At 60.8% G+C, this 11,682-nt stretch carries 11 protein-coding genes; 8 read left to right on the top strand and 3 right to left on the bottom strand.

The window, feature by feature from the left end; translation table 11 throughout:
• Nucleotides 1-47 precede the first annotated feature (47 nt).
• Both AC1RQB_RS21675 and AC1RQB_RS21670 read left to right on the top strand, forming a co-directional pair.
• Entirely contained in the window at nt 48-2,207 is a 2,160-nt protein-coding gene (locus AC1RQB_RS21675; RefSeq protein ID WP_063341254.1) for a type I secretion system permease/ATPase, read from the top strand.
• Between the two features lie 189 nt (nt 2,208-2,396).
• Nucleotides 2,397-3,761, top strand: a complete 1,365-nt coding sequence (locus AC1RQB_RS21670) for an HlyD family type I secretion periplasmic adaptor subunit (protein WP_063341255.1) — start codon at nt 2,397-2,399, stop codon at nt 3,759-3,761.
• A 114-nt stretch (nt 3,762-3,875) separates the two neighbouring features.
• On the opposite strand, the gene AC1RQB_RS21665 is transcribed toward AC1RQB_RS21670, so the two are convergent.
• Together AC1RQB_RS21665 and AC1RQB_RS21660 are read right to left on the bottom strand one after the other, a co-directional pair.
• The gene (locus AC1RQB_RS21665) at nt 3,876-4,469 is read right to left on the bottom strand and encodes a tRNA-uridine aminocarboxypropyltransferase (RefSeq protein WP_063341256.1); all 594 of its coding nucleotides are present in this window, start codon (nt 4,467-4,469) and stop codon (nt 3,876-3,878) included.
• 4 nt (nt 4,470-4,473) lie between these two features.
• Nucleotides 4,474-5,367: a LysR family transcriptional regulator gene (locus tag AC1RQB_RS21660; protein WP_008013540.1), complete on the bottom strand. Its 894-nt coding sequence runs from the start codon at nt 5,365-5,367 to the stop codon at nt 4,474-4,476.
• Nucleotides 5,368-5,677: 310 nt separating this feature from the next.
• Between AC1RQB_RS21660 and speB the strand changes: the two genes are divergently transcribed.
• The 6 genes from speB (at nt 5,678) to AC1RQB_RS21630 (ending at nt 11,289) form a co-directional block, all read left to right on the top strand.
• Nucleotides 5,678-6,628, top strand: a complete 951-nt coding sequence (gene speB, locus AC1RQB_RS21655; protein ID WP_030131905.1) for an agmatinase — start codon at nt 5,678-5,680, stop codon at nt 6,626-6,628.
• Between the two features lie 9 nt (nt 6,629-6,637).
• Nucleotides 6,638-7,060, top strand: coding sequence for a YybH family protein (locus AC1RQB_RS21650; protein ID WP_063341257.1), 423 nt, complete (start codon nt 6,638-6,640; stop codon nt 7,058-7,060).
• A gap of 51 nt (nt 7,061-7,111) precedes the next feature.
• A complete protein-coding gene (locus tag AC1RQB_RS21645; protein WP_063341258.1) occupies nt 7,112-8,623 on the top strand; it encodes a purine-cytosine permease family protein in 1,512 nt (503 codons plus the stop codon).
• Nucleotides 8,624-8,798: 175 nt separating this feature from the next.
• Nucleotides 8,799-10,178 carry a sodium:solute symporter family protein gene (locus AC1RQB_RS21640; RefSeq protein ID WP_008070292.1) on the top strand — a complete coding sequence of 460 codons (1,380 nt, stop codon included), beginning with the start codon at nt 8,799-8,801 and terminating at the stop codon, nt 10,176-10,178.
• 82 nt (nt 10,179-10,260) lie between these two features.
• The gene (locus AC1RQB_RS21635) at nt 10,261-10,986 is read left to right on the top strand and encodes an MBL fold metallo-hydrolase (RefSeq protein ID WP_063341259.1); all 726 of its coding nucleotides are present in this window, start codon (nt 10,261-10,263) and stop codon (nt 10,984-10,986) included.
• Between the two features lie 51 nt (nt 10,987-11,037).
• Nucleotides 11,038-11,289 carry a hypothetical protein gene (locus AC1RQB_RS21630; RefSeq protein WP_063341260.1) on the top strand — a complete coding sequence of 84 codons (252 nt, stop codon included), beginning with the start codon at nt 11,038-11,040 and terminating at the stop codon, nt 11,287-11,289.
• Between the two features lie 186 nt (nt 11,290-11,475).
• On the opposite strand, the gene AC1RQB_RS21625 is transcribed toward AC1RQB_RS21630, so the two are convergent.
• On the bottom strand, nt 11,476-11,604 hold the full coding sequence (locus AC1RQB_RS21625) for a PA1414 family protein (protein WP_007905120.1): 129 nt from the start codon (nt 11,602-11,604) through the stop codon (nt 11,476-11,478).
• Between the last annotated feature and the right edge of the window lie 78 nt (nt 11,605-11,682).

The following is an 11,682-nucleotide window of genomic DNA, read 5'->3' as shown; positions in this document are numbered from 1 at the left end:
GCTGCGCACTCAAGCGGGAGCAAGCTCCCTCGCCACAGGCAATCAATATGACCAGCATGGAAACCGGCAACACGGGTGTCGATCCGCGTCTGAGCTTCGATGACCCGCTTCTGGACGGTCTGTTGATCCTCTGCAAACTTCATGGCGCGACGGTCAGTCGCGCCAGCCTGAGTGCCGGGCTGCCAATGGCACACCAACGTTTGAGCCTGGACTTGCTGCCGCGCGCAGCAGCCCGGGCCAGTTTGCAGGCGCGTGTGCTGCGCCGTGAACTGGGGGAAATTTCCGCGCTCAACCTGCCCGTGATGCTGATCCTCAACCATGGTCGCTGCGCAATTTTGCGTCGCTTTGGCGATGACGGTCAGGCGCTGATTCTGCCGAGCGAAGCCGACGGCGGAGAACAATGGGTCAGCACGGACGAGCTGGCCGCCAACTACAGCGGCCAGGCCTTGTTCGCCCGGCCGCGGCATGAACTCGAAGACTTGCGCGCGCCGCTGGTGCCAAGAGTGGAGGCATGGTTTCGCGACACGTTGAAGTTGTCGAAGTGGCTGTACAGCGATGCGATTCTGGCGAGTTTCCTGATCAACCTGCTGGGGCTGATGGTGCCGCTGTTTGTGATGCAGACCTACGACCGAGTGGTGCCAAACCAGGCCACTTCAACGTTGTGGGTGCTGTCGATCGGCTTGCTGATCGGCACCGGTTTCGAACTGGTGCTGCGGGTGGTTCGCGCGCACTTGCTGGACACCGCCGGGAAGAAAACCGACGTGATTCTTTCGGCGACCTTGTTCGAACGCATCACCGGCATGGCGATGAAAGCGCGGCCAGCAACCATCGGTGGTTTCGCCCAGAGCATTCATGACTTTCAGGGCCTTCGGGAATTTCTCACCGCCGTCACGCTGACCAGCCTGATCGACCTGCCCTTCGCGGTGCTGATGCTGGTGGTGATCGGTCTGCTCGGTGGCTGGCTGGTGGTGATTCCGCTGTTGGCATTCCCCATCACTATCATTTTTGCCATGGTGATTCAGGCACGTCTGCGCGACACCGTGCAGAAGAGTCTGAGCCTCGGCGCCGAACGTCAGGCCTTGCTGATCGAAACCCTCGGCGGCCTGGAAACCCTCAAGGCCTGCAGCGCCGAAAGCGAACGCCAGCACAAATGGGAAAGCACCCACGGCGCCCTCACCCGCCTCGACAGCCACGCGCGCAACCTCTCGGCGCTGGCCACCAACGGCACGTTGTTCATTCAGCAGTTCTGCGGCATGGCGACCATCGTCGCCGGGGTCTACAGCATCATCGCCGGCAACCTCAGCGTCGGCGCGCTGGTGGCGACCTACATGCTTGGTAGCCGCGTGCTCGCGCCGCTGGGACAGATCGCCGGGCTGATCACCCGTTATCAGCAAGCACAACTGACCATGAAAAGCACCGATGCGCTGATGTCGTTGCCACAAGAACGTGACGCCAAGCAGCGGCCGCTGGAGCGCACGCAATTGCAAGGCGCACTCGACGTCAGCGGCGTGACGTTCCACTACAACGGCCAGAATGCGCCGGCCCTGACCAACGTCAGCTTCAGCATGAAGCCGGGCGAACGGATCGGCATCATCGGCCGCAGCGGTTCAGGCAAAAGCACGTTGGCGCGGCTGGTGATGGGTTTCTATGCGCCGGAAGAAGGCCAGTTGCTGCTCGATGGCCTGGACCTGCGGCAACTGGACGTCGCCGACCTGCGCCAACAGATCGGTTACGTCGCCCACGACCTGCCGCTGCTGGCCGGCAGCCTGCGCGACAACCTGACTCTCGGCGCGCGCTACATCAGCGATGCCCGGATGCTCGAAGTCGCCGAACTGACCGGCGTCACCGAACTGGCTCGCCAACATCCCCATGGCTTCGACCGGCCGGTGGGTGAACGCGGTCAGTTGCTGTCGGGCGGTCAACGGCAAGCGGTGTTGCTGGCGCGGGCCTTATTGCTCGACCCGCCGATCATGCTGCTCGACGAACCCACCAGCGCCATGGACAACAGCAGCGAAGACGTCCTGCGGCAAAAACTCCACGGCTGGATTCAGGGCAAAACCCTGCTGCTGGTCACCCATCGCACTTCGATGCTCAGCCTGGTGGACCGGTTGGTGGTGCTGGACAACGGGCGGATCGTCGCCGACGGCCCGAAAGAAGCGGTCATCGATGCACTGCGCAAGGGCCGTGTCGGCTCTGCGACGGTTTAGGGGCACAAACACATGACCTGTGAGGGAGCTTGCTCCCGCTGGGTTGCGAAGCAGCCCCAAAGCCATTCACCAAGGTGTATCAGGTAAAACCCATATGCCGTGTTTACGACGGCTTCGCCGCCGAGCGGGAGCAAGCTCCCTCGCCACAGGTTTGTGTTCGGCTATTTCTCTAACTGACGGGTATTGCCCATGTCTGCTCAAACACCGGATTCAGCGGCCCGAAGCTACTTCGGCAGTTTCAGCAAAAGTGCCGAAAGCGAATTCATGCCAGAAACCGCAGGCGCCTCGTTGCAGGATTCGCCGCGCTGGTCGCGGATCACCGTGTGGCTGGCAGCGGCGCTGCTGATCACCGCACTGGTCTGGGCCAAGTTCGCCGTGTTGCAGGAAGTCACCACGGGCGAAGGCAAGGCGATTCCCTCGAGCAAGATTCAAGTGATCCAGAACCTGGAGGGCGGCATCGTCACGGAAATCTTCGTGCGCGAAGGGCAAATGGTGAACAAGGGCGACACCTTGCTGCGCCTGGATGACACACGATTTCTGTCGAACAAAGGTGAAAGTGAAGCGGATCGTTATGCACTGACTGCGCAGGTCGAACGGTTATCGGCGGAAGCGGAAGGTCGGCCGTTCAAGCTGTCCGCGGAAGTCATCGCCAAGGCGCCACAAGTGGCCGAGGACGAACGCTCGCTGTACGAACAACGTCAGCGCCGACTGGCTAGCGAACAGCGCACGCTGACCGAACAACTTCGGCAGAAAACCCAGGAGCTGGCGGAATTCCGTTCCAAACAGGGGCAGTTCAGTTCCAGCCTGGCGCTGCTGCAACAAGAGATGAACATGTCGGCGCCACTGGTGGGCACCGGTGCGGTTTCGCCGGTGGAAATCCTGCGACTCAAACGCAGTGCGGTGGAAATCCGCGGCTCGCTGAACGCTACGACCCTAGCGATTCCCCGTGCCGAATCGGCGATCAATGAGATCAAAAGCAAGATCGACGAGTCGGAACAATCCTTCCGTTCGGACGCGGCAAAAGAGCTGAATGAGAAACGCACCGACCTGTCGAAAATCACTGCGACGAGCATTGCCATCGACGACCGGGTGACGCGCACCACCGTGGTGTCGCCGGTTCACGGCATTATCAAAATGCTGAAGGTCAACACCATCGGCGGCGTGGTCCAGCCGGGCAACGACATGGTGGAAATCGTGCCACTGGAAGACAACCTGCTGATCGAAGCCAAGGTCCGCCCTCAAGACGTGGCGTTTCTGCACCCGGGCCAGAAAGCCATGGTCAAGTTCAGCGCTTACGACTACACGATTTATGGGGGGCTGAGTGCGAAGCTGGAGCTGATCGGGGCGGACACCATCACCGATGACAAGGGCAACAGCTTTTATCTGATTCAGGTGCGCACCGATAAGAATCACTTGGGCGGGGATGTGAAACCGCTGCTGATCATTCCGGGGATGGTGGCGACGGTGGACATTATTACCGGGGAGAAAAGTGTGTTGGATTACCTGCTTAAACCGGTATTGAAAGCGCGGACCGAGGCGATGCGCGAGCGGTAGTCAGTGATCGTTCCCACGCTCCGCGTGGGAATGCCGCCCGGGACGCTCCGCGTCCCTTCCCGGATGTGACGCAGAGCGTCACTGGATGCATTCCCACGCAGAGCATGGGAACGATCATCGCCCGTGATTTTTCTGGTAGGTCTCCTCCCCCATCGCCGCAATCTGCCCCTCGATCAACGCCTCGAACGGTTTCAACAACGGCTCAAAACTGACGGGTGACTCAAGCGTCTGCAACGCCTGCACAATCGCCTCCACCGTCGACAACGCCCCAGGCCCCGGAGCCTTGCGCAAGCGATAACGCGACACCCCGCCCTCGGCCAATGTCACCCTGGGCAACGCCGCCAACAACGGATTGAGGTGCAGCATTTTGCGCGCCTTGCGCCAGGTGCCGTCCGGGACCACCAGCAATAGCGGTTCATCATTGGTGGTGTAAGCCTGCAACGGTTGCGCATCCTCGGCGGGAAACAGCAGCCGCGCCTGATAGCCCGGCTGATTCAACAGCGCCGGCAAATCCTCGAACACCTCGCCGACGATCAACTCGGCATTCTTCAACCCCAATGCCGCCAATCGCGCGGTGTTCAGCGCATGGTTCACTTCGCTCGGATGCTGAAGCAGCAACACCCGGGTGCGGCTGTCGAGGCTCGGGATCAGCGGGCACAGGCAATGGGTTTGTGGACGCAGGCAGCGCGGGCACTGGATTCTGGACATTGTCTTAAGCCTGATTGAGCTGCGCTTTGAGCAGGTCGCGGAAGGTCTGGATCAGCGGTTCGCGGCTGCGGCCACGGCGCACGATCATCGAGAACGGCGCCTGATAACCGAACGTCGCCGGCAGCAGCACGCGTAAATCACCTTTGTCAGCCCAAGCCTGGGCGTAGTGCTCCGGCAAGTAACCGATGTAGGCGCCGGACAGCACCAGAATCAGCTGGGCTTCCATACTTTCCACGGTCGCCGCGCTGTGTTTGAAACCGTGGCGGGCCAGTTCGGCCTGGCTCCAATAGCCGCGACCGACCATGCGCTGTTGGGTGATGACTTGCTCGGGAATACGCCGCTCGGTGAACAGCGGATGCCGGCTGCTGCAATACAGCCAGTGTTGCTCGCGGTACAGCGGCATGTAGACCAGACCGCTCATGCGCGTGGAAAAGGCACCGATGGCCAGGTCGAGGCGGTTGTCCTGCACGCCGAGTTGCAGCTCGTAAGGGCTCATGACCGACAGATGCAAATGCACCGCCGGGTGCTCCTGACTGTAGGCGCCGATGGCTTCGGCAAAGGGCAAGGCCTTATCGCTGACGGTGGAGTCGATCACGCCCAGGTTCAAGGTTCCGCGCAGCTCGCCTTTGAGGGCGGCGGCGTATTGTTCGAAACCTTCGAGTTCGGCCAATAGCCGCAGGGTTTCCTGATGGAACAGCTCACCCTTGCTGGTCAGGCTGAAACCACCGCGACCGCGATGGCAAAGCACCAGGCCCAAGGCCGCTTCGAGCTGGCTCATGTAAGTGCTGATGGCCGAGGTCGAGAGGTTGAGCTCTTGCTGGGCGTTGGCGAACCCCTGATGGCGGACCACGCTGACGAAGATGCGCAATAGTTTCAGGTCGGGTAAAGCGTTGGCCATGGGGGACTCCAAGCACCTAGATCGTTCCCACGCTCTGCGTGGGAATGCAGCCCGTGACGCTCTGCGTCACATGCAGGAAACAGCTGGACGCGGAGCGTCCGTGGATGCATTCCCACGCAGAGCGTGGGAACGATCACGCGTAAGAGTCTATCTCTGCCCTCGCCATTAGTTTAGAAAAATCTGAACTAAGTATTTGCCCATAGCGATTCTTCCCGGTCACTACCTTTCGCAGAATCGGCCCACAGCGGTGCCCGTCTCTCCCCGAGCGTGCAACCGACATAAATAAAACAATGACGATGAGGCCTTACCCGTGGACAAGATTCTTCACCAACCACTGGGCGGCAACGAAATGCCGCGCTTCGGCGGCATCGCCACCATGCTGCGACTCCCCCATTTGCCATCCGCCGCCGGTCTGGACGCTGCCTTTATCGGCATCCCGCTGGACATCGGCACGTCCCTGCGCCCCGGCACCCGTTTCGGACCGCGTGAAATCCGCGCTGAATCGGTGATGATCCGCCCGTACAACATGGCCACCGGCGCCGCGCCGTTCGATTCGCTGTCGGTTGCCGACATCGGTGACGTGGCGATCAACACGTTCAACCTGCTGGACGCCGTGCGGATCATCGAAGAGGCCTACGACAATATCCTCGAACACGATGTGATCCCCCTGACTCTCGGCGGCGACCACACCATCACCTTGCCGATCCTGCGTGCCATCCATAAAAAGCACGGCAAGGTCGGCCTGGTGCACATCGACGCGCACGCCGACGTGAACGATCACATGTTCGGCGAGAAGATCGCCCACGGTACGACCTTCCGTCGCGCTGTAGAAGAAGGCCTTCTGGATTGCGACCGCGTGGTGCAAATTGGCTTGCGCGCTCAGGGTTACACCGCTGATGACTTCAACTGGAGCCGCAATCAAGGCTTCCGTGTGGTTCAGGCTGAAGAATGCTGGCACAAATCCCTGGCACCGTTGATGGCCGAAGTTCGCGAGAAAGTCGGCGGCGGTCCGGTGTACCTGAGTTTCGACATCGACGGCATTGACCCGGCCTGGGCTCCAGGCACTGGCACCCCGGAAATCGGCGGTCTGACGACCATTCAGGCGATCGAAATCGTGCGCGGCTGCCAAGGCCTCGATCTGGTCGGCTGCGATCTGGTGGAAGTCTCGCCAGCGTACGACACCACCGGCAACACCTCGCTGTTGGGCGCCAACCTGCTGTACGAAATGCTCTGCGTACTGCCGGGCGTGGTCCATCGCTGAGGATCGGTCATGAGCGAACGTGATCAGGTTCTCAACGCCGCCGCTGGGCTGGTATCGGCCTTTGCCCGTAACGATCGCGAAGCTTACTTCGGCGCATTCAGCGTTGATGCCAGCTTCGTGTTCTACACCCTCGAGCAGCCCCTGCTGTCGCGCGATGCCTATCAGGCGTTGTGGGACACCTGGCGCGCCGAGGACGGCTTCGAGGTGCTGTCGTGCACCTCGAGCAACGCCTTCGTCAGCCTGCAAGGTGACGTGGCGATTTTCATCCATGACGTGGCCACCGAGCTGCGCATGCAAGGGGAGCAACACTTCAGCCAGGAGCGCGAGACGATTGTTTTCAAAAAACAGACGTCTGGCCAAGAACAACAAGGCCTATGGCTGGCCTGCCACGAACATTTGTCCGCAATGCCGGAAGGGCTGCCACCCCCTTAGCCAAAGTGACGCTCACGCACGATGAGCGCGCCTTTATGATCGGAGCAGATCATGAATAACAACAACAAAGACCAAAGCCTTACGCAAATCGAAACCCACGGGGTCGAACAGATCCCGGACAACGAACGCACCGCCGGCCCGACGGACTTGTTCCGGATGATCTTCGGCGGTTCCAACACCTTTGCCACCGCCGTGCTCGGCAGTTTCCCGGTACTGTTCGGCCTGTCTTTTCAGGCGGGCGTCTGGGCGATTGTGCTGGGCGTGTTGCTGGGTTCGCTGATCCTTGCGCCGATGGGCCTGTTCGGCCCGATCAATGGCACCAACAACGCCGTGTCGTCCGGTGCGCACTTCGGCGTGCACGGGCGGATCGTCGGCTCGTTCCTGTCGCTGCTGACCGCCATTGCCTTCTTCTCGCTCTCGGTGTGGAGCTCGGGCGATGCGTTAATCGGTGGCGCGAAACGCCTGATCGGCCTGCCGGAAACCGACCTGACCCTGGGCCTGGCCTACGGTCTGTTCGCGATCCTGGTGCTGACGGTGTGCATCTACGGTTTCCGCTTCCTGTTGTGGGTCAACAAGATCGCGGTATGGAGCGCCAGCCTGTTGTTCCTGCTGGGCATCTTCGCCTTCGCCGGTCCTTTCGATGTGAACTACGCCGGCAGCGTCAGCCTCGGTCAACCGGGTTTCTGGGCGGCCTTCATCGGCGCTGCGCTGGTAGCGATGAGCAACCCGATTTCCTTCGGCGCGTTCCTCGGCGACTGGTCGCGCTACATCCCGCGTGACACCTCCAAGCGCCGGATCATGGCCGCCGTGGTGATCTCGCAGATCGCCACCTTCATCCCGTTCCTGTTCGGCCTCGCCACCGCCACCATCGTGGCGATCAAGGCACCGGACTACATCGCGGCTAACAACTACGTCGGCGGTCTGCTGGCGGTGTCGCCAAGCTGGTTCTTCCTGCCGGTGTGCCTGATTGCGGTGATCGGCGGCATGTCCACTGGCACCACTTCGCTGTATGGCACCGGGCTGGACATGTCCAGCGTGTTCCCGAGGGTGCTGTCGCGGGTCAAGGCAACGTTGCTGATCGGCGTGATGTCGATTGCCTTCATCTTCATCGGGCGCTTTGCGGCGAACCTGGTGCAGAGCGTGTCGACCTTCGCCGTGCTGATCATCACCTGCACCACCCCATGGATGGTGATCATGATCATCGGCCTGCTGGTGCGTCGCGGCTTCTATTGCCCGGATGACCTGCAAGTGTTCACCCGAGGCGAGAAAGGTGGCCGTTACTGGTTCACCCACGGCTGGAACTGGCGCGGCCTGGGAGCCTGGATCCCGAGCGCGCTGGTGGGTTTGTGCTTCGTGAACCTGCCGGGGCAGTTTGTCGGGCCGCTGGGCAACCTCGCCGGTGGGATCGACATCAGCTTGCCGGTGACCCTCGGCCTGGCCTCGCTGGTGTACCTGACACTGCTGAGCCTGTTCCCGGAACCGGCTGCGGTGTTCGGCCCCAGTGATCCACGCAGCAAGGGCAAGGATTCGCTCGGTAAACCGGCGTTGCGCCAAGCCGCCTGATTCAACGCATTACCTGCGGTCAACGCATTACCTGTAGGAGCGAGGCTTGCCCGCGAAGAACGATGACGCGGTCTGCCTGATGGACCGCGGCGCAGCCATCGCGGGCAAGCCACGCTCCCACAGAAAAGACTGATTTTCGCCTCACCATAAAAAAGACAATCGGAGACACGCCATCATGGCTTTGGATTTATTCGTCGTACTCATCTACGCCGCCGCGATGCTGATACTCGGCTACTACGGCATGCGCAAGGCCAAGACCAACGAAGACTTTTTGGTCGCCGGTCGTAACCTCGGCCCGAGCCTGTACATGGGCACCATGGCCGCTACCGTTCTGGGCGGCGCATCTACCGTCGGCACCGTGCGCCTGGGCTACGTCCATGGCATCTCCGGTTTCTGGCTCTGCGCGGCCCTCGGTTGCGGGATCGTGGCGCTGAACCTGTTCCTCGCCAAACCGCTGCTGAAACTGAAAATCTATACCGTTACCCAGGTGCTGGAAAAACGCTACAACCCGATGGCCCGCTCCGCGAGCGCGGTGATCATGCTGGCCTATGCGCTGATGATCGGCGTGGTCTCGATCCTGGCCATTGGCACCGTGCTGCAAGTGCTGTTCGACCTGCCGTTCTGGCTGTCCGTATTGGTCGGCGGTGGCGTGGTGGTGATTTATTCGGCAATCGGCGGCATGTGGTCCCTGACCCTGACCGACATCGTCCAGTTCGTCATCAAGACCGTGGGCCTGATGTTCATCCTGTTGCCAATCTGCCTGTACCGCGTCGGTGGTTGGGATGAGTTGGTGTTGAAACTGCCGGCAACCGCCTTCAGCTTCACCACGATTGGCTGGGACACCATCATCACCTACTTCATGATCTACTTCTTCGGGATCCTGATCGGCCAAGACATCTGGCAGCGTGTGTTCACCGTCAAGAGCGCCAAAGTGGCTCAGGTCGCCGGTACATTCGCAGGCTTCTACTGCATCCTTTACGGACTGGCCTGCGCCCTGATCGGCATGGCCGCTCATGTGCTGATCCCGGATCTGGACAACGTCAACAACGCCTTCGCCGCCATCGTCAAACTGTCCCTGCCGGATGGTATCCGTGGCCTGGTGATTGCGGCTGCCCTGGCGGCCATGATGTCCACCGCCAGTGCCGGCTTGCTCGCGGCCTCCACCACCCTGACCGAAGACCTGCTGCCGAAACTGCGCGGCGGTAAACAGTCGAGCCTGGCGGTCAACCGCCTGTTCACCCTGCTGACCGGCATCGCCGTGCTGGGTATCGCGCTGGTGGTAAACGACGTGATCAGTGCCTTGACCCTGGCCTACAACCTGTTGGTGGGCGGCATGCTGATCCCGCTGATCGGTGCAATCTTCTGGAAACGCGCAACCACCGCCGGCGCTATCGCCAGCATGGGCATGGGCTTTGCCACCGCGCTGCTGTTCATGTTCAAGGACGGTATGGACGCCAACACTCCGATCTACTACAGCCTCGGCGTGGGTCTGGTGAGTTTCGTAGTGGTCAGCTTGCTGTCCCGTCGCCCGGCAGTGGTGGCGAGCGCCGCCTAAGCTTAAACATGACTGATGCTTTCTTCGACGGGTGTGGCGTCGGTTGCCACACCCGTTTTTTTTCGCCTGAAGGAATCTGCTTATGAAGATCGTCAGCCGCGATCAGTGGTTCGAGGTCAAACAGCTCAGCGACGGCATCCGCCTGATTCACGAGCCTTACATTAGGCCCTTTTACCGCTGCAACCTCTGGCACATTCAGGGGCGTGACAAGGATTTGCTGCTGGACAGCGGTTCCGGCCTGGTCAGCCTGCGCGAGCAATTGCCGTGGATCACCGAGCGACCACTGGTGGCGGTGGCCAGCCATTGCCATTTCGACCACATCGCCGGGCATCACGAATTCCCCGAACGGCTGGTGCACCCGGCCGAAGCACAGATTCTCGCCGAGCCCGACGGCGACAACACCCTGAGCAAGGCTTTCGTCGGTGACGACATGTTCGAGGCTCACCCCGACTGCCCGTTGTGCTACGCCGAATACCGGGTCAAAGCCGCACCAGCCACAGGTTTGATCGAAGAAGGCGACGTGCTTGATCTCGGTGATCGGGTCTTGCAAGTGCTGCACACGCCGGGTCATTCACCGGGTGGCATCAGCCTGTTCGAGGCGGCGACCGAAACCCTGTTCAGCGGCGACATCATTTACGACGGGCCACTGATCGAAGACGCCTACCATTCCAACCTCGACGACTACGCCCGCAGCCTGCAACGCTTGCGCGCGCTGCCGATCCGCACGGTGCATGGCGGACATTTCGGGAGTTTTTCCGGGGAATATTTGCACACGATGATTGACGAATGGCAGCGCCGACACGCCTGAAGCCTGCTGTACTCAGGGCAAGGGACACCCTAACGCCCTAGAAGAATAATCATGACAAGAGCCTCCGTTCGCGCCGCTGTGCATCGTTCCATCAACTACCTGCGGGAAAATCAGGATGACTTCGACGACAGCACACGCCTGGTGCAGTTGGGACTGGATAAAGAAGATATTGAGGAACTGATTTTCCGTCTGGAAGATCAGCTGGGTTTGACGGCGTCCACCGCCGAAGAAGACCGGATGCTCAAGACTGCGACGACCGTCGACGACTTGAGCCGGTTTTTGATTGAGATCGGGCGGTATTGAGACGGGTAGTCAGATACCACCGATATGACGAATGAACCTCTGTGGCGAGGGAGCTTGCTCTCGCTCGATTGCACAGCAATCGCAAGCTGCATCCGTGCTCGAGCTGATCCACCTCAGTGGCGATGAATGGGGCCGCTGCGCACCCCAGCGGGAGCAAGCTCCCTCGCCACAGGTGATTTGCCAGATTTACCGGCGGCGCTGCTGGCGGCGACGTTGTTCGTCGTCAGTGCGAATGGGTATGGGTTGCAGAGGCGGTTCGATCAAACCGAGTGCGACACCCAGGTCATGCAGCCAGTTTTGGATTTTCTCTTTCATGATGCCCCCCTTCAGGGTCGTGCCGAGCGGCCGAAGTTCTGTAGCCCCTTCGCACTGATAATAGTCCGAAGTCCTACG

The organism is Pseudomonas sp. GW822-FHT02E03 (assembly GCF_058802325.1).
This window is presented reverse-complemented; position numbering and strand designations above follow the sequence as displayed.